The following is a 24,057-nucleotide window of genomic DNA, read 5'->3' as shown; positions in this document are numbered from 1 at the left end:
AGAATGTAGAGGGTAGTTTGGCTAACAATTGCTACACCACAGGTAATATAAAGTTTTAGAGCTGATTTTTTAACACAGCTGAAACGTTGACTTAAATTTAGCTTTTATACATTGAGACTATAGTTACTTATAATATAATTTCCGAGGAATGGATATTATTGATTCAGGAAACTAGAGGATGTCAATTAATCAATTAAAGCCAGCCGAAAAAGGGGAAATAGCTGTTTACACTCCATATTACCCAGATAACAGACGTAAATACCTAGCTCATGCTATTAGTCTTTACAAACAAAAAAATCTAGAAGGAGCGAGAAATATTGAAGGAGGGGAGAATATCCCTTTTGTTATCACCTGGAATGTTTCTATATTACCTGCAGACATAACTCGTTGCCGAATGCAGTTTGATGGTAATCAGGAGCTTAGTTATGATACAATAATGGCCACTTATGAGTTTGTTGATTCTTTAATCGATGTATTGCTAATTTATCATCGTACTCGTAATGTAGATTTTTCTAAGAATTTTTATGGAAAGTTACTTCGCTATGAGTGATTCAGCTTGAAATGTAATTCCTGAGATTTAATCTTGTTCTCATCGAAAAGTTTGGATTTGAAACCCCGTGCTTTTAGCAGTGTTTTACATTTTGATTAATGTCGCTATATACTAAGAATATCAAACAAGAGATTAATATTGGTCACTCCAACAATAAAAACTTTGTTCAGATTCCTTTTTGGCAATTGAGGCCAAAACTTAAAGCCTTGTGTTTTCGATACGGAATTGACTATTTGGAACAACAACAGTCTTACTCGTCCAAGGTGAGTTTTTACGACCGAGATGAAATACCTGTTGACAATGCCAATAACCCCAGTCAAACTAAATTTTCGGGTAACAGAATAAAGTATGGGTTGTATCAGACAAAAGCTCAACATTTGGTTTCAGAAGATATTAATGGTAGTGTCAATATTTTAGTGAAAAGTAAGCACAGAATCAATTTTGAGCGAGTGTATAGGGGGCTTTTGGCTAACCCTTTAAGGATTTATATTTCTTAACAATTCCCGCCGTTTGACGGCGCGGGAGTGTCAACCTTATAATTTAAAAATGTGAAACAAATTGACAACATTTAATCTAAAATCCAAATTATATTGACATTGACAAGTTCATTGATTGCGGGAGTGAGGGTGTGCCAAAATCTGCCAATCATTTGCTAATTGGATCGACCGAAGCTTACAGTGGCAAGTCTACAATTACTTTAGGAATAGCCCATAAGCTGCAAAAGCAAGGGATAAGCATTGCTTATGGAAAACCCTTGGGAAACTCTTTAAATTCAGTATCTGTAGAAATTGATGCTGATGTAAAGTTTATTACTGAAACTCTCAAGCTTTCAGAAAATAGTATTCGGCCAACTCTGTTGATGCTAGATGAAAGTACTATAAAAAAGCGTTTGCTTGGAGAGGACAACACTGACTATCAAAAATCTCTAGCTCAATATCTACAGGTAGAAGGAGAAGATTTAGTTTTATTAGAAGGACCAAGTAATTTAGATGAGGGTAATCTATTTGAACTATCCATAGTACAAGTTGCCGAAATTCTTAATGCTGCCGTAATTTTGGTTACTCGTCCAAATTCCGGTTCTTATATAGACTCTTTACTCTCAGCTAAACAACGTTTGGGTAGTTCCCTTTTGGGTGTGGTCATTAATGATGTACCACTAGCAGCACAAGAAACAGTAACTACTTTAGTGAGACCTTTTCTAGAGTCTAGGAACATTCCTGTATTAGGAATATTGCCGAGAAGCAGTCTCTTACGCAGTGTCACAGTGGCAGAATTAGTTAAACAATTAAACGCCCAGGTACTTTGTCGCCCTGACCGTCTGGATTTAATGGTCGAAAGCTTGACAATTGGTGCAATGAATGTTAGTGCGGCTATTAAATATTTCCGTAAAACTACAAATATGGCAGTAGTTACCGGAGGCGATCGCACAGATATTCAACTAGCAGCTTTAGAGACTTCTACCCATTGTCTAATTTTAACTGGGCAACTGCCTCCTGATGAGTTAGTGCTGCGTCGTGCCGAGTATGTAGAAGTACCTGTTTTGTCAGTGGACTGTGATACTCTATCTACTGTAGAAATTATAGATAGAACTTTTGGTACTGTACGTTTACACGAACCTATGAAAGTAGAATGTGTGAATAGACTAATGGCACAAGACTTCAACTTTGAGCATTTGCTCAGTCATTTTCAGCTAGAGATTTAGTCAAAAAATTATCTTTTCTTTTACGGGTTTAATACTCCACCGTCTACACGGTGCTTGAAATTGTTTGGGGTTATGGGGAAAGGCAAGGGAGTGAACCCACCCCTAACCCCTCCCAGGAGGCAGGGTCAATTTATTGTCACTAGAAAAAAAAGGAAGAGGGGGTGGGGAGTGTGGGAAGTGTGGGGAGTGTGGGAAGCACAGAATCTCAAAAAAAATAGGGTTGTAAATATTCTCTGACGACAAAAAATTAGACCTGCTCCCAGGAGTGGAAGTAAAAACAAGAATAATTAATGCTAACCAGCGTGGTAATTAGGGTTTGCTTATGGAAGTCTTTTGCTATGAAGTAGGAGTCAGAAGTCAGGAGTCAGGAGGAATGCGGGATTTAGAGGAGGTAGTCGGATATTTTATCCCTTGATTTTTCTGCAATTATTCTGCCTTTTATCCTAACTTTTTGGTCGCTCAAGCTTAAAAAGTTGCACTTTATTTATAACGAAAAAAAGCTAAAACCTTTACCTGTCAATGCTTTTATATTTGATATGTAAGCCCTAATTATCAAAAAGATAATTTAGCTTGTGTTAATTACTTAATAATTGAAGTGCTACCTAAGTATAATCTTACTTTTGGTAATTGTTATATCAAATCCGTTGAATTAGACATAAAAAAATTATTCAATCGTCATAACTACGCTCATCAAAGTGATTCTCTCTCCTCCTGACTCAGTCCTCCCTCTCCTGGGAGGAGCGCGCGGGTGGGTTGACTCCTCAAGACTTAACCAATCTATAACTGTTTAACCGGATTTGATATTATTAGACCTTCAGCATAGGTACCTTTTGCCTTCTTCAATGCTCCTGACTCCAAATACCGTGGAAACCCATTGGTATAACTTCTGGTAAGGCTAACCGACAAACAGGTTCAGCATCCAAGTTAGAAGCATCAAATATCCAGACCTCACTACAGTTGCGCTCACCGTCAAAAATAACAGTTAATACCCATCCTTTCTGATCATCTTCAGCATCAGGAGCATAGATAGGTTCCATAGGATAGCAATTGGGCCTTAAATCGGTGGTAGTGAGGATATTTTTTTGATGGTCAAAACAGGCGATCGCCCCAAACATTTCTTGACTAATATCTATTCCTGGTTTATGAACTAACAAATAAGTAAAGCGAAATGGTTTTCCGACCTCAGTAGGAGCAACCGTAGGCAACTCACAGGGAATGTCTAATAATTTATAACTATCAATGATACGACCAGATTTAGGGTCTAGGCGTATCTGCCAGAATATCCCATGAGCAGGAGTATGAGTTTGCCCAGTAGGTACCTCTTGAAGGTACTTATTTGTTTGGTTAAAATCTGTATAGCGGATTAAGTAAACTAATACTGTGCCATCCGAGTCTACATAGCTATTGCCAAAGTGCCACTGATACCAGGGTTCCGTTTCTTGACGACTGATGAGTTGTAGAGATGAGCGATCGACCAGTAAAATCTGTGTTCCTAGCTCTGGTTGCCAGGTTAAAGCATCACTGAAGCTTTTTACCTTTGTAAAAGCTGGCAGTAATTTTAAACGCACGGGTGAAATAAAAAATATTAGATATGGACCTGCTAAAACAAAATCGTGAATTAGAGGGACGCCAGATATAGGAATCAGACCTTTTTGCTGAATTTTTCCACTACTATTACTGCGGTAGATATTGAGCGAGCTATTTAGTCCAGGAGTTACTCCAAAGTTATATATGTCACCTGTGACACTATCTACTTTAGGATGTGCTGAATAGCTTTGATGATTTTCTAAGCCTCCTAAATCTTCTAGTCCCAAAGTTGCCAAGGTTTGCAAATTGAGAGAGTGGGGATGTCCACCTTCCCAGAGTGCTAAAAGCCGATCTGGCAAAGCCAAAACTGAGGTATTAGCAGCATTTTTTATTGGTTGAGTGAGCTTATCCCATAGATTTCCTGGAGGGTTCATTCCATAGCCACCAAAAATAAATCTTTCTTTTTCTGTCTCAAGTTGATACCCTGCTGTCTGCACATAACGATAAACAGCCCAAGGTTCTTGATTTTCTAGAAAAGAAGAATTAAAATGCACTGCTAGAATTGCACCATCTCCATCAAACCAGTGTCCTACTTTTTGTTGATTCCGGGATAATCTAGCAGGACCATTTCTATATAAACAACCTCTTAATCCAGAGGGTACAGCACCAGAAATAATTGGTAAAGTAGTAGGTGGGAATTCTTGAGCTGGTTGAGAAAAAGCCTTTGCCCATCCTGGAGTTTTTAGTGATTGATTTCTAACGATCAATTGTTATTTTTCCTAAAGATTTATAGATGTACAAAAATATATTTAATTGTTATAATCCTCTAGGCAATTTTATTACGGTAGATAAAATCTTTGAGTCAATCAATTGATATCCCCAAGGTAGATGACTTTTTAGAGGAACTTTTAGCAATCCAACAAACAGGTTCTAAACGAATTGCTATTTTGGGTTCTCGTCATGTTCCTATTACTCATCAACAATTAATTGAGTTGTTAAGTTATGCCTTGGTTTTAGGATCGAATCATGTTATTACGTCAGGGGCAACAGGTACTAATTTAGCAGTAGTTCGGGGGGCAATGAGAGCCGATCCTAACCTAGTTACTGTTATTTTACCTCAAAGTATGAAACGGCAACCAAGAGAATCTCGCCAACAATTGGATAAGGTTATTCATTTAGTGGAAAATCCTAAAAATGACCAATTATCTTTAGCTGAAGCAAGCTCTATATGTAACCAGGAAATTATTTCTCGATGCCAACAGCTTATTTGCTTTGCTTTTCACGAAAGTAATACTCTTTTGAAGACTTGTCAAGATGCAGAAGAACAACGTAAAGTAGTAACTCTGTTCTATCTAGATTAATATAACAAAAAAAATGAGTTTGTTGGAGTTACCAGCATCATCGATATTATTAGATTCCATAGTAATAGGAGCAGTGCTAGTCTACGCACCTTTTTTAGTAGTAGCCTACGGTCGTGTTAAAGTAGGCTATGACCTGGGTGCGCCTCGGGCAATGTTTGAACAATTACCTGATTATGCTAAGAGGGCAACCTGGGCACATCAAAATTCTTTTGAAACTTTGATTTTGTTTACAGCAGCTTCTTTGATGGCATATCTCACACAACAAGATTCTATTTTGGCAATAGGAGCGGCAGTTGCTTTTGTTGTTGGGCGATTTTTTTATTCAATATTTTATATTTTGAATGTGCCTATTGGGCGATCGCTAATGTTTGTTGTTAGTTCTTCTGGTACTACTATTTTATTTATTCTCAGTTTGATTAGTATTAATAATTTTTAATCTATTCTGCTGGTTTAATTTAGAATAGTTTCTGTTTCTAAATTAAAATTTAAAGGTAATACTATTTGTTGGTATTAGGAAAAAAAATCCTAATATCAAGGCTTGAAATATAAACGATATAAAGAGTTTTTTTTCAATCAAAAATCTCAAATTAATTAATTGTATAGCAGAAGAAAAAGTTTTAATCTTAAACTTTTGAACTGTCCTAAAATTTCCTCCGACTTCTATATTAATGTAGTCAATTTTTTAATACTTAAAGTCAAATAACAGCAATAATATATTGAATAATTATGGCATCTACATCATCTTTTGATATAGTCAGCGATTTTGATAGACAAGAATTAGTTAATTCTATAGACCAAGCTGAACGAGAAATAAAAGCTCGCTATGATTTGAAGGATTCTAATACGACATTAGAATTGGCAGAAGATACAATTACGATTAATACCAGTAGTCAATTTGCTTTAGATGCAGTTCATACTGTTTTACAAACTAAAGCAGCAAAACGTAATTTATCGTTAAAGATATTTGATTTTGGTAAGGTGGAATCTGCTAGTGGCGGTAGAGTTAGGCAAGAAGTTAAACTGCAAAAAGGTCTTACTCAAGAAATTTCTAAAAAAATCACTAAGTTGATTAAAGATGAATTTAAGAAAGTACAAGCATCTATTCAAGGTGATTCAGTTAGAATTTCTGCTAAGTCTAAAGATGATTTACAAGCAGTAATGCAAAGGTTAAAAGAAGAAGATTTACCTGTGCCATTACAATTTACAAATTATCGTTAATTAGATAGCAGAAGGAAGAAGGAAGAAGGAAGAAGGAAGAAGGAAAAGTATCACGTTGTCTGAGTTTTAAGCTTTTAATCTGTCCTAGCCTTTGCTTCGACTGCGATAAAATTTACCTTAATTGCTATGGAATATCTCGAGCAATATCCCGGTGTTGGATATTTTCGGGATAATTTTGATTGTTTTGAATTTCAAAAGATGAAATTCTCTAGGAGCTGATTGCTAGTATCAATATCTATGGCAATTTCCGGCAATAACTGAAAAAAAGAAGGGGATTTTTTTGACTTAGCCAAAAAAATAGTTGATAACCTGCTTGGAGGTGATTTGATTGTACGCCAAAAAATTTGAACTAAAACTGAGTAATCAGGAGCGCTCAAAAATGGCTCAATGTGCTGGTTATGCTCGTTTCGTTTACAACTATGGCCTCAGTATGGTTAATGGAACTTCTGCCATGACCAAAGTTAACAAGAGTGGTCAGAAAGTTAGCTTGAGTTACGCATTACGCATTTTAGAAGCTAAAAAAGTCTTTACTAACTATGTAAAAAAGCAACCAGAATATGCCTGGGCAAATAATTATTCGTCTCGCGTTTATCAAAGCGCTTTTCAACATCTAGGTGAAGCATTTAAACCGAAATAGGGAATCAGTAAATATCCTAAATTGAAAAGGAAAAAAGGCAGACAATCTTTTACTGTTTATGACGGTAATGGAAAAGTAACTATTAGTCCTGGTAAAAAAATTAAAATACCAACATTAGGGATTTTTCGATTATGGGAATCAATTCCTTACACCACAGCAAGTCAGACTTTTACTATTAGTAGAACAGGGGAAAAATGGTTTGTTAGTTTTAGTATTGAAGCCGAGCAGTTGCCAGTTCATCCTCTATTAGATGAGCGGGAATACGAAACTTTTGGTATAGATGTTGGAGTTAAGCAAGTTGCCAGTATAGCAAATCAAGAAAAGGGGGACTCCGAAGTTGTAAGTATCCCAAACTCTATTAAACTAGAGCAATTAAAAATAGCTAAGTTTCAATGGCGTAATCGTATGGGAACAACTAGGAGATAAAGATAAACCACCTTCAAAAAATGCGATTAAATACTACAAAAAACTCGCTAACTATCATAGTCGTGTGAAGAACATGCGCAGAGATTTCATAGAAAAAACTACTACAAAATTAGTGAGTCAAATTAAGCACGTCTGCTTAGAGAGTTTAAATGTGAAAGGGATGATGAAAAATGGTAAATTAGCAGCATCAATAGCAAGGCTTGGATTTTATCAATTTAGAGAACGATTGACAACCAAAATCGTAAGCTCTGGTGGGACAGTAGTGCTAGCTGACCAGTAGTTTCCATCATCCAAAACTTGTCATAGTTGTGGTCGTATTAATCAAGAATTAAAGTTAAAAGACCGTACCGGGGAATTGTCCTCACTGTGGAATGAGAATAGACCGGGACTTGAATGCGGCACTGGTGTTATCTCAGTATGGGGAAGTTAATGAGAATGCTAGGAGGTAGGCTGTACCCGAATTTACGCTTGTGAACTGGAAGAGGGCGGCCTCCCAGGTTGAAGCAAGAAGCAAACATCACCCACCCCCATCCCCTCCTGGGAGGGGAGCTAGGGCGTGTTTTCAAACTATAGCCACAAAATAATGCAGGCGATCGCGAAGGTTCCTCTCAAGAACGTAAAGATGATGGATTTGACAAGATTCAAGAACACTTTCAAGACTCTTTGCAAACTCTATTGTCTCAGGTGGTAGATTCGGCAACGGATCTGTTGAGAAATTCTCAGTTTGCGGCTCAGATGGCAGTCGAAGCTCGACAGATTATTCAGGAGGCTAATCAGGAAGAAGAGGCTGTTAACGCAAGAAACGAAGAGAGTCGAAAACAAAATCAAGCTTTTCGGGATCTCGTCAAACAGAATCTAATTCTACAAGGAAACCCAAATCCGACTGAGGAAGATATTGATCAAGCACTTCAGGCTATGGGCTTTACTATCAATATCGAAGAATTTGATCGTGACGCCTTTATTCAGAATAAGGTTAATGATTCTGCAAAAGCAGAGTGGGACGCATCCGATTTAGACACAAATCCAACGGATCGATTTCCCAACGAAGAGTCTGCTCGCGCTCTCCTCTCTCTGATGGTTAGAGATTTATCTACACCTGAATAAACTTTCACATCAGTCAAGTACAATCGTTGATTTTATCGGGTGGGTTGCTGCAAAGTAAACCCACCTTGTCTTAACTAATCTTCACAAGTAGCTTTTTAGTTATGAATCTTTCCTGCCTGCTTAGGCAGGTAATAGTGGTGTTTTTTTTCGATGGATTTTTCAAAATCATATCATTGGGAGTTTAATTATAACTAATTATTATTAAAAATGAACTTTAGAAAATTCTTAGTTATCTTTCAAGAGAGAGGAGCCACTTCACCACTGAAATATTTGTTGTTTCTGTTTCTCAATTGACGCGGAGCGCGTCAGTGGCGGAGCCAATCGCTGAGATTAAACGTTCGTTTGAATTTTTGAGATCGATTATTTGCGATATGTGTTCGGGCGATCGCCTTCACCTAGACCCGTCCCCCCGGCTATCGTCTGCACAACCTTTTCAATAAGTAGTTATTCAAAATTTATACATGCAATCAACCAAACAAACCAGAATCCCCATTTTTAATTTGAGAGGACAGGAGTGGGGGTGAAATTTTGGGAACCTGGAGAAATACCCCGCCATATTACTAGCCCAGAGGTACGAAATAGGCAGATTATGAGAATTTATCCAGCCAGCCTATCCACCACGCTAAAGGCTCAAATTTGAGGGGATTCGATAGGTTGTGCAGACTAGGAGCGCGGGTCACAATCTGTCCAACCTATGTATGCAAGATGTATACAATAGAGTTGTTGGGAAATAAGGTAAAATGGTTCAAGCAGAAATTGGCCAGAAGAATGCTAAATATTGAACGAGCCTTAAAACAAGACAGGTTACTCAGAGCATTATTAATTTTTCTAATTCACTGATAATATTTTGTTGCCCCATCGTTGTTTAATTCTAGATAAAGATTAGGGCGTGTTTTCAAACTATAGCCACAAAATAATGCAGGCGATCGTGATCATGGCTGTATAATTGGCAGCAAGTTTCTCATACCGAGTAGCGATACGTCTCCATTGCTTGAGTCGATTGATAGCGCGTTCAACACCCGTTGCCTTGACGATATATAGCAATGAGCGCTGGTATATTTATAGCAATGAGCGCTGGTATATTTACAAATTGTAGTAGGGGCAAAAGAGCTAGAAGTCTTATATGATCGGCAATTTATTCCCCCTGTTCCCAGTTAAGTGTTGCCTGTTCCCTGCGCACAGCGCTATACAAATTGCAGGAGAGGCCAAATAGCTAAAAGTCTTATATTATCATTTTCTTTGTGGGTTTAATACCCCACCGTCTACACGGTGTTCAAAATTACTTGGGGTGAGAATCCCCATGTAATTTTCCTCCTGTCTCCAGTATAGCTGTCTCCTGTCTCCTTCTTCAACAGCAATTTATTCCCCCAGATGAGCTGTTGCCTGTTGCCTGTTGCCTGCGCACAGCGCTATATTTCACGGCTAAACGAGCCTCGGCGTGGCTCATTGGAGCATCTTGGAATTGTCAGGCCAATACCGCCTGTGTAGCCTTTGTCTCCAACTAATCGTACAGGGCGTCAACGCGGACGGCCAGGCCCTGAACCTTTCACAGCACCTTGTTCCATCAATTCTTCCAGAAACAGTGACTCGTGACGCTGGCCACGGCTCAATAGAAAAGTCATCGGTTGACCTTTCCCCTCACAACGTATGTGTATTTTTGTACTAAAACCACCACGAGAACGACCTAGTTTTTCTGAGGCTTGGCCTCCTGTTTTCCTCCAGCAGCATGTTGGTGGGCACGAATCACACTGCCATCGACATCATGAACTTCCCAGTCTATCTTTCCTTGTTGGTCTGCCGACCCTTGTAGGCTTTCTCGGATAGAAGGCCAAATCTGGGCTTTTTGCCACCGATAAAACCCTGTTGCCACGCTTTGCCATTTTCCATAGGGTTCTGGCAGGTCTCGCCATGGAGCTCCGGTTCTGAGTATCCAGAGAATGCCGTTGATCACTTGTCGGTGGTCGTGATTGGGCTTAGCTGTTCGGGGTTTCAATGGTGGAAGTAGGGGTTTGGTCCTTCTCCCACTGTTGATTACTTAAATCTCCTTGATTCATTGGCCTTTTAGTTGAGCGATCGCCTCTATATTTAGGATACCACGAGTTTGAAAACACGCCCTAGAGGGGTGGGTCAGGTTTTACTCAGTGAGTGCCGGAATTGTGTAGGTATTGTACAGCAGATTTATTTAATCATGTTGAACAAAGTTGTGAAACAATTATCAGTAGCTACAGCAACAGTAGGATTAGTAACTTTAGGCGCGACTTTCGCTCATATCCAAACTGCTAATGCTGCTGCCATCAGGTCAGGATTTAACTCAAATACGGCCGTTCGCCCGTACAAAAGTAATCTCTGACTTATTTTCAGCATTTAGTATTGTCCGCGCCCTAATTACGTAGTGCTATATCTCGCAATTTTGTTGTTGAGGCCAAAAAATCCTTGAAAAGCAATTTTCTTTTAGAGACTTTTCTTAAACAATTAACAATGGCCTGGAATTGGCTGAAGAATACTCACAGACCATCAAGCTGAACCTGAAATACATCGTCATATTATTAACCACATTTATGAAAAAATGTCAATAAGTGAACCACCCATTGTAGGGGTCGAATGAGAGTATAAGCTTTTGGCATTGCTAGTTGGGTCGGAGTCATATTCTTATCTAGTTATCTTTTCGATTTTCTAATGACTTGAATTGTTAAGTTTTTTCAATTTAGATATAACTTAATAAACATTGCTAGAGCTTATTACTATCCAAAGTATAGCGCTGTGCGCAGGGAACAGGGAACAGAGAACAGGGAACAGGGGGAATAAATTGCCGATCATATAAGACTTCTAGCTCTTTTGCCCCTACTACAATTTGTAAATATACCAGCGCTCATTGCTATAAAAGAAATTAACATCGATCCCCGTAGATGTTAAATTATTGTTAACTGAAAATTAAAGAGATAAAAATACAGATAAATTTGTATGACTGCAACAACGCCAAAACCAACAACAGTTCCAGATTTTTGCGAGGGTATCCAATACTTTGGAGAAGCTTGGCCTGATTTCGAGACCCATGGTAATACTCCAGCAATAGCAGAAGGAAGTAAAGCGATCGCCTCACCAAGTGACCCTGCTGGGGTATATCAAACTCTCCTCTATGCTGATGCTCTGCGTTACCTAATGCTACAAGTTACAGGCAGCAAAGCATCAGGACACCCTGGTGGTTTTGCTAGTCAAGCTGAAGCTTATGCAGCACTGGTAATGTTAGGCTACAAAAATATTATGACAGAAGTCGGGCACCATGCCCCCGGTTTTTATAGCGCTGCATTTCTAGACCGCTCCCTGGAAGACATGGAAATTTCCACAGTACAGCAAATGCGCGATCGCTTCCGGGAAATGCACGGACTGCTGGGACACTTATCTGGCTGCATCCCAGGACTTTTAAACCCTGCCGGACCACTGGGTCAAGGGCAACACTTCGCCATGGCAGCAGCATTATTACACCGTGACACTCTATTTCCATTTACCATGGGAGATGGTGGTATGGGAGAACCGTATCCTGTCAGCGCCATGGCACACTTTAATACTGCTTATCCTGATGTTACTAACTTTTTACCAGTATTAGTGTGGAATGGTTACAGTCAAGAACACCATAGCATGGTATCTACCAAAACCAATGAAGAAATGATTGCCTATTGGAAAGGCAACGGTTTTGCAGAAGTAGTACTGGTAGATGCTAAAGACTTCGACGACAAAAACCAAGCAGGTGATTATATAGATAGCAGTGCTTTCTCTTTTGAAAAGCGTCTAGAGTTTACCAAAGCTGTATTAGAAAATGTGGATAAAGCTGCAAAATCTGCTCTCGGCGGCACACTTACCATTTTTATTATCAAACAACTTAAGGGTACAGGGGTTCATGCCAGAGGTTCAAAATCTCACAACCTCTATCCTAAAGATACTCTTGACAGTCCCCACATGATCGACGCTCTCAAAGAACGTGCTTTACCAGTAGCAGGTTGGGAATTAGTCCGGAAAAATTGCGAACGTGCTGGTGGGGGTCCTGCATCTAAAACAGTTGTCACTGAATTTGAATACCCGCTAGCAGAATTAGGTCAACTACCTCTAGAAGAATTTGCCGTTGGTGGAGATCCGAAAGTTGCCACAACTGCAATGGGAGCATTAATAGCTCATGTCGGTCAAAAAGACCCTCATTTCTTGCTGACAAATGCGGATGGTAACGCTGCATCGGGAATTAACAATGTTAACCAGGCATTGAAAATTATTCACCCCACCCCCGACGACATTTATTTCCAAGGCCCGAAAGGTCAAGTTTACGAACCTTTGAGCGAAGATGCTTGTGCGGGAATGGCTGCGGGTTTGGCATTGATGGGAGCGAGGACAGTTTGGTGTTCCTATGAATCTTTTGCTATTAACGGCGTACCTATTTGGCAGACTGTCACTCAAGCAATGGCTGAATTGCGTCACCTTACTCCTTCAACAATTACATTATTTACTGCGGGAGCATTAGAGCAGGGGCGCAACGGTTGGACGCACCAACGCCCAGAAATTGAGGCTTATTTTGCAGCGATGATGCGCAATGGGAATGTGTTTGCCCTGTTCCCACCCGATGCTAACAGTATTCAAGCTTGCTATGAGTGGGCGCTGACAACCAAGAATAAGGGTATAACAATCACTGCAAGTAAATCTCCGCTACCAATTCGGACTACTTTTGAACAGACAAGACAAGGGTTGCGGGATGGTGCTGTTGTTCTCCAAGAAGTTGCAGGAGACCAGACAGTTGTGTTTGCGGTAGTGGGAGATATGCCATTAATTCCAGTATTTGAAGCTGCTGCTTATTTGGAAACTGAAGGTATTGGGGTGCGCATAGTCTCGGTGATTAATCCCCGACGTTTGTATCGTTCCCAGGATACAGGTTGGGATACTTGTTCTGAAGCTGATAGCGGATTTTTAGATGATGCTGGTTTTGAGCAGTTATTTGGTGGTGATGCCTTAATTGGCGTGACTGGGGGTGCGAGTTTAATGTTGGAACCGATAATGTTACGGAGTCAGGTTAAGCGGGATACCTTTGCTTGGCGTCGGGGAGAGACTGCTTCCAGTGCTGGTCAGGTGATGGCTTTTAATGGTTTAACTGCCGAGACTTTGACTAAGCGAGCGATCGAGTTGGTACATTGAGATGATGAGTTAATCTGAGTCGTAGGTTGGGTTAAGCGTTGATCGCAACCCAACACCCTAATGTCGCTACGCGGAAGTCATGCATTCAAAAGTCAAAAAGTAAGGTTTTATATCATGTCCGGTAGCATCATTTGTGTATAGAACCCCTGATCGTATCTTCATAAATTTAGCAAGGAGACAGGAGACAGGAGACAGGAGACAGGAGGTAAGAGGGAAGAGGGAAGATGTGGGGAGAAATAATACAAAAAGCAAGGAGTCAGGAGACAGGAGCTAAGAGGGAAGAGGGAAGAGGGAAGATGTGGGGAGAAATAATACAAAAAATTCAACACACCAACACCAAGATTTTCGGATCATATTGATGCGCGAAAAGACTTGACCACCATAATTATATAGATCTCAAATGGGTTCTATAAAATTAAGGTGACAATGGGAGAAAACCTCCTGCCTCCTGCCTCCTGCCTTCTGCCTTACTTTTTCCAAAGTGTAAGTATTCAACCGAACATGATATTAAGAGTGTGTTCCATCTTGCTGAAAACCGCTATAATGTTGTTTATTCAACTTGCTCAGGAAGCGAACATTCAACTGTCACCTTGAGATTACTTTTAGCAGTACCTTTGGTTACATAGGGAATACCAGCTTCTCCACCCAATTCAATGCCGAATTCTAGGGTGACTTTCTCTACATTAGGTATTCTCTTTTTCTTAAAAGCATTTAAGCCAATAATAGTATAACCTCGGATCGTACTTTCAATTGTTTGGGCGTGTTTTATTAGTTGCTGTTTTAGCTTTTCAGTAGCACTCATGCCCTTGTCTTGAAGACCTTGTTCTTCGTTCTCGTCTTCTGCTACATTTTCTGGACTGTCTACCGTCGGAATGTCCAAATCTTCGGTAGTTTCAACGTAAATAGTTGTACCGTCATCTAGTTTAATTGGGGTTAATTCTATCATAGCATAGTATAATTTTGGCTAAAATATTTATCGGAAATAATTCTAACACTGTTGTATGCCTCCTGAGTACCTACTGGCGTGGCACAGCTAAAAATTTAGGTTGGGTAGAACGAAGTGTTATATCAAATCCGCTCGGGTTCGGTATAAAAAAAAATTTCATCTTCATCCAAGAGCAAATGTTTCGCGCATTCTCTTCCCTCCTGACTCCTGACTTCCCCTCCTGGGAGGGGTGATATCATGTCCATTGATATCGTTTGTGTAAAAGTGAGCGTGAATATCTACAGGAAATTTAAGTTTTTTTTTCTTGCTCTTAAGCCTTCCTGTCTGTTGCCTTCCTGTCTGTTGCCTGTTGCCTGTTGCCTGTTGCCTGTTGCCTACCTTTGCTATACAATACCGATGCTACCGGACATGATATGAGGGGTGGGTTGACTCGGTCCTCCTAGATTAACTATCTAATTACACCGATGCTACCGGATTTGATATCATTCGGAGCTTATCCGTTAGGATAAATCCAACACACACCTCATTGTTTTGTTGCTTAAAATAAATTTGTTGTTTAAAATAAAGTTGTTGGGTTTTGTTCCTCAACCCAACCTACAATTTATCAAAAAGCTGATTATGAGTCGAGATGCTTTAGTCATTGGAATTAATACCTACAGCTATGAACGTCTCAATAATTTAACTGCTCCTGGGCAAGATGCAGAAGCTGTAGCTAAATTACTGGAAAATTATGGGGACTTTAAGGTAACGCGACTTCCTGCGGTTAAGGATAAACAGAATAATACCGTTCGTGTTGGTCAAAAAACCAAAGTCACTCTCAACCATTTAGAAAATACGATAATACAATTATTCACGCCTGATGGAAAACCCCCAGATACAGCTCTCCTCTATTTTTCTGGCCACGGTTTACGAAAAAGCAAGGGACGGATACAAGAAGGGTTTTTGGCCAGCAGTGATGTCAACCCAGACGTAGGTAACTGGGGTTTATCTTTACAATGGTTGCGACGACTCCTGCAAGAAAGTGAAGTACGGCAGCAGATAATTATTTTAGATTGTTGTTATGCTGGAGAAGTCCTCAATATTGCAGAAGCAGACCCCGGAGATAGAGGTAAAGGCAGAGATAGGTGTTTTATTGCTGCTGCTCGTGCTTTTGAAGTTGCTTTTGAGGAAGTTGGTAGTAATCATAGTGTTCTCACGGCAGCACTTATTAAAGGATTGGAACCTAAACAAGACCGATGGGTGACAAATCTTACTTTAGTTGATTTAGTTAATCAAGAACGGAATGCTTTTCCCCAACGTCCGACTTTTAGTAATTCTGGGGAACCAATTAATCTTACCCGTAGGTTTACGGCAGTAACTAATATCCCTCCTCCATCAGGACAAGGTATTTGTCCCTACAAAGGTTTAGCTTATTTTGATTGTACTGAAGAGGATGCCAAGTATTTCTATGGACGTACTGCTCTAACAGATGAATTATTAGAAAAGGTGCGTGTTGGTAATTTTCTGGCTGTCTTGGGTGCTTCCGGTAGTGGTAAATCTAGTGTTGTTAGGGCAGGATTATTATATCAGTTACAGTTGGGAAGGCGGTTATCTGGTAGTGAAAGTTGGCAGATTAAAATATTCCAACCAGGCGAACATCCCCTAAATTCTTTGGCACTCGCTTTTTTAGATTCTGAGTTATCCGATATTGAACGCGCTACCCAATTAGCTCAAGCTGAGGAATTGATAAAAAAGGGTTCTGAAGGTTTGAGACAAATAATTTCTGTGGCGGATACACCGAAACTGCTGCTGGTAGTAGATCAGTTTGAAGAAGCTTTTACTTTATGTCAGGATACCTCAGAACGTCAGAAGTTTTTTGCCTGTTTGTTTGATGCTTTACCGAAAACCGATAAACTCTGTTTAGTCTTGACAATGCGGGCAGATTTTTTTAGTAAATGTATTGAACAGGAATATAGCGGACTCGCACAACTGATGCAGCAACATGGTGTTGTTGTCATGGGAATGTCTAAAGAGGAGTTAAAAAAAGCTATTGTCGAACCAGCAAAACAGGTAGATTTGGAAATTGAGCCAGCACTGGTGGAACAAATACTGGCAGATGTAGCGGATGCTCCAGGGTATCTGCCATTGTTACAATATACACTGACACGACTGTGGGAGGAAAGAACTGATAATTGTTTGCAGCTCAACACTTATGTTCAATTGGGTGGTGTGATGGGAACATTGCGTCAACGTGCTGATGAGGTGTATGAGGGATTTTCTGAAGAGGAAAAAGCAGCAGCGCGATATATTTTTCTAGAACTAACGTAGTTGGGGGAGGGTACAGAGGATACCCGCAGAAGAGTATTGCAGACGAATTTAGTTAATCAGCGTTATGGAGAAAAACTGATTGAGACTGTAGTTCAGAAGTTGGCTGATGAAAAGTTGGTTGTTACCACTGAAATAGTAGCTAAAGGAGGAGGAGCAGAGAGAGTTGCAGTGGTGGATGTGGCACATGAAGCATTGATTCGTCACTGGAGTCTTTTGCGGAGTTGGGTGAGTAAAAACCGCGATGCAATTAGAGTCAAGCGTAAGATTGAGATGGCTGCTCAAGAGTGGGAAAGTCAAGGGAAATCCAAGGATTATTTGCTTAGAGGATCACAATTGACCGAAGCAGAGAATTTTTTGGAGGATTATTTTGATTCAGGTTTGCTATCTATGTTAGGGGAGGAATTTATGGATCGCAGCATTCAGCAACGTAACAGAAATAAATGGTTCAGGGTTGGGGTATTTGCTGCTTTTATGCTTGTGGTGGCGATCGGATCGGGTTTTTCGATTTATTTTGGCTTAAAATCTCGTAAACAGGCACTTAACTCAGAATTACAAGCAGAAGCTAGCAATATCAAGTATGGAGTATCGGTAAAAGCTACTACAGAAGAGTTGATCCGAGCCATTGCAGCAACAGGTGAGAGTCAAGACAAGAAAAAAGACTTAGAACCAACGGTGATCAATGAAGTTAATTCTAGCTTATTGGCAGCCTTAGATCGGGTTCGAGAAAGGAATAAATTAGAAGGTCATACAGAGAGTGTCACGGCGATCGCCTTTAGTCCAGATGGTCAACAGATTATCAGTGGAAGTAAAGACAACACTTTGCGGTTGTGGGATATAGAAGAAGGTAAATTTGTCCATCCTTTAGAAGGTCATACAGATGAGATCACGGCGGTCGCCTTTAGTCCAGATGGTCAACAGATTATCAGTGGAAGTAAAGACAACACTTTGCGGTTGTGGGATAAAAAATCGGGTCAACTTCTCCAGACCCATCCTTTAGAAGGTCATACAGATGAGATCACGGCGGTCGCCTTTAGTCCAGATGGTCAACAGATTATCAGTGGGAGTAAGGACGACACTTTGCAGTTGTGGGATATAAAAGAAGAAGGTAAACTTGTCGAGAAGCAGAAATTAAAAGGTCATACAGATGATGTCATGGCGGTCGCCTTTAGTCCAGATGGTCAACAGATTCTCAGTGGGAGTAAGGACGACACTTTGCGGTTGTGGGATACAGATTCGGGTAAACTTATCCAGACCCATCCTTTAGAAGGTCATACAAATGAGATCACGGCGGTCGCCTTTAGTTCAGATGGTCAACAGATTCTCAGTGGGAGTAAGGACGACACTTTGCGGTTGTGGGATACAGATTCGGGTAAACTTATCCATACTTTAGAAGGTCATACACATCGTGTCACGGTGATCGCCTTTAGTCCAGATGGGAAGCAGATTCTCAGTGGGAGTAGGGACTACACTTTGCGGTTGTGGGATACAGATTCGGGTAAACTTATCCATACTTTAGAAGGTCATACAAATCGTGTCACGGCGGTCGCCTTTAGTCCAGATGGTCAACAGATTCTCAGTGGGAGTGAGGACGACACTTTGCGGTTGTGGGATACAGATTCGGGTCAACTTATCCATCAATTAAAAGGTCATAGAAATTATGTCAAGGCGATCGCCTTTAGTCCAGATGGTCAAAAGATTCTCAGTGGGAGTGTAGACAACACTTTGCGGTTGTGGGATATAGATTCGGGTCAACTTATCCATACTTTAGAAGGTCATAGAAATTATGTCAAGGCGGTCGCCTTTAGTCCAGATGGTCAAAAGATTCTCAGTGGGAGTAGGGACTACACTTTGCGGTTGTGGGATACAGATTCGGGTCAACCTCTCCATCAATTAAAAGGTCATACAGATCGTGTCACGGCGATCGCCTTTAGTCCAGATGGTCAAAAGATTCTCAGTGGGAGTAAGGACGACACTTTGCGGTTGTGGGATACAGATTCGGGTCAACTTATCCATCAATTAAAAGGTCATACAGATCGTGTCACGGCGATCGCCTTTAGTCCAGATGGTCAAAAGATAGATTCTCAGTGGGAGTGTAGACAACACTTTGCGGTTGTGGGATACAGATTCGGGTCAACTTATCCATCAATTAAAAGGTCATAGAAATTATGTCATGGCGGTCGCCTTTAGTCCAGATGGGAATGGTCAAAAGATTCTCAGTGGGAGTGTAGACAACACTTTGCGGTTGTGGGATACAGATTCGGGTCAACTTATCCATACTTTAGAAGGTCATACAGATGATGTCACGGTGATCGCCTTTAGTCCAGATGGTCAAAAGATTCTCAGTGGGAGTGTAGACAACACTTTGCGGTTGTGGGATACAGATTCGGGTCAACTTATCCATCAATTAAAAGGTCATACAAATTATGTCACGGCGATCGCTTTTAGTCCAGATGGTCAAAAGATTCTCAGTGGGAGTGTAGACAAAACTTTGCGGTTGTGGGATACAGATTCGGGTCAACTTTTCCATACCATAAGAGGTCATACAAATGATGTCACGGCGATCGCTTTTAGTCCAGATGGTCAAAAGATTCTCAGTGGGAGTGTAGACAAAACTTTGCGGTTGTGGCGGGGTGTAAATTGGCAAGAGTGGTTAAAAGAGGGATGTAATCAACTACAATTTCATCCTGACCTCGTTAAGCATGATAAAGCAGCAGAAGCTTGTCTCAAGTATGCAGGTTGGGACGATCAAGCCAAAGCAGAATTTGGGGAGAGACAAAGTTTGTCTAGAGAATAAGGAAAATACCAAGATTGCTGTTATAGCATTTCCCATTAAAATGAGATACATTTACGATCCCCCTAAATCCCCCTTGAAAAGCTATCCTTTATAAGGAACTCCTGAAACCTTTGTAGGAGGGTGGGGAGAGGGGGAAGAGGGGGAAGAGGGGGAAGTAAGAATTTTCTTTAAAGTCCTCAAAAAATTGTCTCATTCAATACAATTTTCTCCGGAAAAAGCCGTTTCCAGACATACACAGAACTTGTATCTTTTGTCAAGTTTTATGTTAAGAAAGATGTTTATAAAGCATAGCTTGAAAAGGGGGACTTTGAGGACTTCCCCCCTTTTTTAGGCAGCAGGGGGGATCTATTAGACAGAATCAGGATCGACCCCTAACTCTTTTAGTTTAGCAGCTAGACGTTCAGCACGTTGACTTTCCTGTTCAGCACGTTGACGTTCTTGTTCAGCTACTTCTCCTGGCAATAATACTAAATTTTCTTGCTCGTCATAAAATCGTAACCACACTGCCGACTCTTGCAGAATAGTTCCTTCCCAAGTACCCAACCATAACTCTAAGTCCTCGCACCACAACCATCCCTGATCGTTCCGCTGTAGCTCCTGGTACTTCTTATTTTGCAGACGCCATCCCTTTAATGACTTCCGATCAAATGGATTAAAAATAAAATAATTTGGAGTACGGAATGTTCGCTCGTAAATATCCTTTTTTTTGCCAATGTCTACACTAGCAGTTGAAGGAGATGTGAGTTCAACTATCACATCTGGATAACGACCTTCTTCTTCCCAAACTACCCATCCTTGACGATCTGTCTTGCCATCAACATCCAAAACTACAAAGAAATCAGGACCTTTGTAATCACGATTTCTCGCTTGAGCGCTACTATAATAAATAAACATATTGCCACCAGCAAAAAAGTCGCTGCGGTCTGACCAATAATAATACAACGAATTAATCAGAGAATTCATGGCAATACGGTGACGTTTGCTTTCCAAGAGTTCTCCATCATCAAAGATTAAGTCTGTAGGTGGCATCGGTGGTTCCCAGTCGGGAGTTACTTCGGTGAGTAACTCGGTTTTGGGAGATGTTTCTGTAGTCATTGTTCGCCCCCTATTTTATGTTTTCATTTTTTTTAGAGTAGCATAGATTAAATAGTATGACGCAGATTATAGATCGCCTTTTTTCTGTCTATAAAATAGAGTTGTCGCTAAATAGATAGAAAAAATCGCTCAAATTAAGACACAGTAGTAATTCCATACGTTTTGCTCTGGAAATTGCTAAAATCCTTACATGATAAGGGTTTAGCAGTTTTTTATAGTTATAAAGCGACAAGTCTAATAAATAGAATAATGGAATTCCTAACCGACAGCTAACCCGCTAAACTGTCGCCTATAGACAGATTGAAAACCCAAAACTATATCTGTCTTGGGCACCCCTGCTGCTAACAACTCGTCGGCAACACCGATATCGGTACAATCTTGTTGTATCCAGATTTTCCCATCCTTAATATCCACATGAACTGTGGTACCATATACCCGTTTGTGGTGGTCCCAACCTAGATTAACGACTAGATAGCGATCGCGCACCGTATCGAAAACAGCTTCTACTTCCGTATCTGGAGAGATATCTTCTCCTAAGAAACTTTCTGTCAAAATTTTTTGCACCAGTTCGGGGTAATTTAGTTTTTCCATGTGACAATTTTCTCCTTGTTAGGGTCAAAAATTAGTAATTTTAACTGATGTTCGGCGATGACATCTTGAACAAATTCGCGACGAAAAAAGCTATCGTAAACCTCAAAGGTAATTGCCAGATATAATATTCGATTTGGATGCACTTTTCTTAATGCAGAGCGGTAGTTAAGCATTTGACCGAGAGCTAAATGAAATTCTTTAACCTCGGATGTTCCTACAAAAGATTTAACTTCTACCGCTATTTGGCGATCGCCTTTTTCGGCAGCAATGATTTTTTCTGCACCTAAGTCTATCTGGAAACTAACGTCGCCGACTCTCATAAATAGAGGGTCGTGAGTTATAGTCCATCCATCCTTTTCGAGGGCGGAGCGTACTGCGTCGTGAAAGATGTCTTTTGCTGGCATAATAGCGTTTTTTTTGGTATAATTTCGGTCGATAACAGTACTTACGCAGGGACTCTACAGATGGTGCTTTCAAGGTAAATTTGCGTAACTCCTGTCTAATAAACAATCTTTTCCCCACTTTGTAGGGACGTTCCATGGAATGTCCCTACATTGCAGTTAATTAATGTTACTTGATATCAGAGATTACTTTTAACTTTTGACTTGCGCGTAGCGCTATAACTATTTTTAAACAAATAAACATCATCTCGTTCGTAACTAAGCTGAAATTCTGAATTAACTTTGAGTTTATCTACTAATTTTCGCGAATATTCCTGACTACTTTTCCACCCTGGATGACGTACATTTACCAACACATAATTATACTCATCTAATGCTTCATTTCTTGGTAATTTATCTTCTTCAACAATTAACTTAATAAACTGACGATGAGTTAAATGAGGCGTAATTTCAGAAGTAGTAAAAACACCACCTTTTGTATCAACTAAAGCAACTGCTTCTCGTGCTGCTTGCCAAGTATCTAGATAATCTAAATAAATAGACCAAAAATATCCATATTTAGCCAAAGCTAAAAATCCGATACAAGACCAAATAATTATAAATTTTGGTAAGCGATCGCCAACTATTGTAGATATATTTTCAGCTTTATCTGTTTGAGGTTTGCGTAAATTCCACAACCAATACCATAAACCACATTTTCCATCAGCAATAGTATAAATTACAGCCATTAATAAAAAAGGTAATATTGGCAAAGAATACTGATGAATTAAATCTCTTTGAGCATCAATTTTAGAGAGAATATTCATCGCCCAAACGGGAGAAGCTGCTATTAAAGGAGTTAAATATTTAGGAGCAAGCCACCAAATTACGGGCAGATTTAGTAATAGTAAATATTCTAGAGTTTTCAGTGAAATTAATTTACCAAACACCAGTTCTGGTCTTAAAAATATATTCAGTAAAATTTCTTGTATGGAGCCACCTAAATATCGATAACGTCCTACTCCTCCTGGTGGTTGACCATCTTTAAAATAAGGTATTAGTACTTGAGTAGCAATAATAAACCAAGCTACACCAGCAAACAAAGCTATTGCTCCGCACAGTCGTTTTTTTTCATAGAAATATAACCAAAAACCCATTCCAGCTATAGGTAAAGATAAAGCATCTTTACAACCTAAAACCCAAATAATAGCTATACAAAACCAAAGATTTTTATCTAATTTTGCTGCTAAAATTGCTCCTAAAATTGCTGGTAATGCCATTACTTCTGGATGAAAATCAAATAAATTGAGATTGAATACTACTGGGTATAATAAATAAACTATTACCATAGCAAAAGCAAGTTTTTTATTTAAGCCAGAATGACGCGCTAAACTCCAGGTAGGTATTGTTCCTATTGCTAAACAAATGGCTTGTATTAGTAATAACCAATAAACTGAAGGATAAATTTTATAAAGTAATGCGACAGGGTACATTGACCAAGCAGCATGATTACCTAAATGATGTACTTCTAAGAAGGAAGAAATAGGGGGTAAACCTTGACTAATTAAATAAGTAACTTGGTCATAAATTCCCATTTCAAAAGCCGTAGATTGAAATAATAAATGACGTGTACTACTACAGATAAATAAAATTATGGCAGCAATTATGGTTATTGTAGAGAGAGGAGCAGATTTTAGTTGTTTGACAATTAGCATTTTAGAAGGAAGAAGGAAGAAAGAAGAAGGAAGAAAATTTTGGCAACTGAGTCTGACTCTGACAGCATTAAGTAATATTTGCTAACTATACTTCTATTTAGAAGTAAAAAGGAAGAAAGAATAAGCAAGCAAATTTTTAGCAACTGAGTCTGACTCTGATAACATTAAGTAATATTTGCTGACTATACTTCTATTTACAGGACTTACGGAAATAAACTACATATAGTAGATAAAAACTATAGCACTATGGTATATATAGTGTTTTTACCATAAAAATGCGTAAGTTCTGATTTAGAGATTTTTTGCCATTCAAGCAGTGGTGCATTGTAATGGTGGTCTATTGTAATTATTTTGGTCAAGGACAAAAGCAATGGGAGCATCTTGCTCCCATGAAGCGCCGTTTTTCATCTACATATACCATTACTATACAGAACTACCGCCATTCATTTAGACTTACTATATTTAGTATTTATGATGTAGTTGAATAATATTATACCGTTTCTCAAAAATTATCTTCACCTCACAGAAATAC

At 39.6% G+C, this 24,057-nt stretch carries 24 protein-coding genes and 1 pseudogene; 17 read left to right on the top strand and 8 right to left on the bottom strand.

Translation table 11 applies throughout. The features are described from left to right. The first annotated feature begins 178 nt into the window (after nucleotides 1–178). From ebsA to F6K18_RS10495, 3 genes are all read left to right on the top strand, one after another. A complete protein-coding gene (ebsA, locus tag F6K18_RS10505) occupies nucleotides 179–550 on the top strand; it encodes a type IV pilus biogenesis protein EbsA (protein WP_287520681.1) in 372 nt (123 codons plus the stop codon). A gap of 98 nt (nucleotides 551–648) precedes the next feature. After that, entirely contained in the window at nucleotides 649–1,047 is a 399-nt protein-coding gene (locus F6K18_RS10500; RefSeq protein WP_287520680.1) for a hypothetical protein, read from the top strand. Between the two features lie 131 nt (nucleotides 1,048–1,178). Then, a complete protein-coding gene (locus tag F6K18_RS10495) occupies nucleotides 1,179–2,252 on the top strand; it encodes a phosphotransacetylase family protein (RefSeq protein WP_287520679.1) in 1,074 nt (357 codons plus the stop codon). A gap of 839 nt (nucleotides 2,253–3,091) precedes the next feature. On the opposite strand, the gene F6K18_RS10490 is transcribed toward F6K18_RS10495, so the two are convergent. Then, a complete protein-coding gene (locus F6K18_RS10490; RefSeq protein ID WP_353735045.1) occupies nucleotides 3,092–4,546 on the bottom strand; it encodes a carotenoid oxygenase family protein in 1,455 nt (484 codons plus the stop codon). Between the two features lie 90 nt (nucleotides 4,547–4,636). On the opposite strand from F6K18_RS10490, the gene F6K18_RS10485 reads away from it, so the two are divergent. The 7 genes from F6K18_RS10485 to F6K18_RS10455 all read left to right on the top strand — a co-directional run bounded on the left by F6K18_RS10485 (nucleotide 4,637) and on the right by F6K18_RS10455 (nucleotide 8,525). Then, entirely contained in the window at nucleotides 4,637–5,140 is a 504-nt protein-coding gene (locus F6K18_RS10485; RefSeq protein ID WP_287520677.1) for a DNA recombination-mediator protein A, read from the top strand. 13 nt (nucleotides 5,141–5,153) lie between these two features. Next, a complete protein-coding gene (locus tag F6K18_RS10480) occupies nucleotides 5,154–5,576 on the top strand; it encodes an MAPEG family protein (protein ID WP_287520676.1) in 423 nt (140 codons plus the stop codon). A gap of 290 nt (nucleotides 5,577–5,866) precedes the next feature. Next, nucleotides 5,867–6,358, top strand: a complete 492-nt coding sequence (locus F6K18_RS10475) for a YajQ family cyclic di-GMP-binding protein (protein ID WP_287276035.1) — start codon at nucleotides 5,867–5,869, stop codon at nucleotides 6,356–6,358. Nucleotides 6,359–6,686: 328 nt separating this feature from the next. Beyond that, entirely contained in the window at nucleotides 6,687–6,995 is a 309-nt protein-coding gene (locus F6K18_RS10470; protein ID WP_287520675.1) for a helix-turn-helix domain-containing protein, read from the top strand. Nucleotides 6,996–7,016: 21 nt separating this feature from the next. Then, a complete protein-coding gene (locus F6K18_RS10465) occupies nucleotides 7,017–7,421 on the top strand; it encodes a hypothetical protein (RefSeq protein ID WP_287520673.1) in 405 nt (134 codons plus the stop codon). After that, nucleotides 7,396–7,701 carry a transposase gene (locus F6K18_RS10460; RefSeq protein WP_287520740.1) on the top strand — a complete coding sequence of 102 codons (306 nt, stop codon included), beginning with the start codon at nucleotides 7,396–7,398 and terminating at the stop codon, nucleotides 7,699–7,701. The genes F6K18_RS10465 and F6K18_RS10460 overlap by 26 nt, the downstream gene beginning before the upstream one ends. Nucleotides 7,702–8,084: 383 nt before the next feature. Beyond that, nucleotides 8,085–8,525: a hypothetical protein gene (locus F6K18_RS10455; protein ID WP_287520672.1), complete on the top strand. Its 441-nt coding sequence runs from the start codon at nucleotides 8,085–8,087 to the stop codon at nucleotides 8,523–8,525. A gap of 900 nt (nucleotides 8,526–9,425) precedes the next feature. Here the strand turns inward: F6K18_RS10455 and F6K18_RS10450 are convergent. Then, entirely contained in the window at nucleotides 9,426–9,569 is a 144-nt protein-coding gene (locus F6K18_RS10450) for a transposase (protein ID WP_375341309.1), read from the bottom strand. Nucleotides 9,570–10,209: 640 nt separating this feature from the next. Further along, the gene (locus F6K18_RS10445; protein WP_287520738.1) at nucleotides 10,210–10,557 is read right to left on the bottom strand and encodes an IS5 family transposase; all 348 of its coding nucleotides are present in this window, start codon (nucleotides 10,555–10,557) and stop codon (nucleotides 10,210–10,212) included. 69 nt (nucleotides 10,558–10,626) lie between these two features. Here F6K18_RS10445 and F6K18_RS10440 point away from each other — a divergent pair, with 69 nt between their 5' ends. The 3 genes from F6K18_RS10440 to F6K18_RS10430 all read left to right on the top strand — a co-directional run bounded on the left by F6K18_RS10440 (nucleotide 10,627) and on the right by F6K18_RS10430 (nucleotide 13,971). After that, nucleotides 10,627–10,875 (top strand): hypothetical protein, encoded by a 249-nt coding sequence (locus F6K18_RS10440; protein WP_287520671.1) that lies wholly within the window; start codon nucleotides 10,627–10,629, stop codon nucleotides 10,873–10,875. 611 nt (nucleotides 10,876–11,486) lie between these two features. Beyond that, a complete protein-coding gene (locus F6K18_RS10435) occupies nucleotides 11,487–13,697 on the top strand; it encodes a phosphoketolase (protein ID WP_287520670.1) in 2,211 nt (736 codons plus the stop codon). Between the two features lie 133 nt (nucleotides 13,698–13,830). Further along, the gene (locus tag F6K18_RS10430) at nucleotides 13,831–13,971 is read left to right on the top strand and encodes a hypothetical protein (RefSeq protein WP_287520668.1); all 141 of its coding nucleotides are present in this window, start codon (nucleotides 13,831–13,833) and stop codon (nucleotides 13,969–13,971) included. A gap of 276 nt (nucleotides 13,972–14,247) precedes the next feature. Here the strand turns inward: F6K18_RS10430 and F6K18_RS10425 are convergent, their stop codons facing one another. Further along, nucleotides 14,248–14,643: a CU044_2847 family protein gene (locus F6K18_RS10425; protein WP_287520667.1), complete on the bottom strand. Its 396-nt coding sequence runs from the start codon at nucleotides 14,641–14,643 to the stop codon at nucleotides 14,248–14,250. 618 nt (nucleotides 14,644–15,261) lie between these two features. Here F6K18_RS10425 and F6K18_RS10420 point away from each other — a divergent pair. The 3 genes and pseudogenes from F6K18_RS10420 to F6K18_RS10410 all read left to right on the top strand — a co-directional run. Further along, a pseudogene (locus F6K18_RS10420) lies at nucleotides 15,262–17,247 on the top strand (caspase family protein); the annotation flags it as partial. Next, complete coding sequence (locus F6K18_RS10415) at nucleotides 17,221–19,110, top strand: WD40 repeat domain-containing protein (RefSeq protein ID WP_353735054.1); 1,890 nt, start codon at nucleotides 17,221–17,223, stop codon at nucleotides 19,108–19,110. The pseudogene F6K18_RS10420 and the gene F6K18_RS10415, both read left to right, overlap by 27 nt. Next, complete coding sequence (locus F6K18_RS10410) at nucleotides 19,061–19,744, top strand: WD40 repeat domain-containing protein (protein ID WP_287520663.1); 684 nt, start codon at nucleotides 19,061–19,063, stop codon at nucleotides 19,742–19,744. The genes F6K18_RS10415 and F6K18_RS10410 overlap by 50 nt, the downstream gene beginning before the upstream one ends. A gap of 348 nt (nucleotides 19,745–20,092) precedes the next feature. Here the strand turns inward: F6K18_RS10410 and F6K18_RS10405 are convergent, their stop codons facing one another. From F6K18_RS10405 to F6K18_RS10390, 4 genes are all read right to left on the bottom strand, one after another. Continuing rightward, on the bottom strand, nucleotides 20,093–20,839 hold the full coding sequence (locus F6K18_RS10405; RefSeq protein ID WP_287520662.1) for a Uma2 family endonuclease: 747 nt from the start codon (nucleotides 20,837–20,839) through the stop codon (nucleotides 20,093–20,095). Nucleotides 20,840–21,097: 258 nt separating this feature from the next. Then, complete coding sequence (locus F6K18_RS10400; protein ID WP_287520661.1) at nucleotides 21,098–21,430, bottom strand: XisI protein; 333 nt, start codon at nucleotides 21,428–21,430, stop codon at nucleotides 21,098–21,100. Next, nucleotides 21,418–21,834, bottom strand: coding sequence for a XisH family protein (locus F6K18_RS10395; protein ID WP_287520660.1), 417 nt, complete (start codon nucleotides 21,832–21,834; stop codon nucleotides 21,418–21,420). The genes F6K18_RS10400 and F6K18_RS10395 overlap by 13 nt, the downstream gene beginning before the upstream one ends. A gap of 176 nt (nucleotides 21,835–22,010) precedes the next feature. Next, entirely contained in the window at nucleotides 22,011–23,525 is a 1,515-nt protein-coding gene (locus F6K18_RS10390) for a DUF2079 domain-containing protein (RefSeq protein ID WP_287520659.1), read from the bottom strand. Between F6K18_RS10390 and F6K18_RS10385 the strand changes: the two genes are divergently transcribed. After that, nucleotides 23,464–23,610 (top strand): hypothetical protein, encoded by a 147-nt coding sequence (locus F6K18_RS10385; protein ID WP_287520747.1) that lies wholly within the window; start codon nucleotides 23,464–23,466, stop codon nucleotides 23,608–23,610. The genes F6K18_RS10390 and F6K18_RS10385 overlap by 62 nt on opposite strands. Nucleotides 23,611–24,057 lie beyond the last annotated feature (447 nt).

Origin of the sequence: Okeania sp. SIO2C2, assembly GCF_010692625.1 — a bacterium.
Taxonomy (GTDB): Bacteria; Cyanobacteriota; Cyanobacteriia; order Cyanobacteriales; family Microcoleaceae; genus Okeania; species Okeania hirsuta.
Note: the sequence above shows the minus strand (reverse complement) of the source record. Positions and strands in the feature narration are given on the sequence as shown.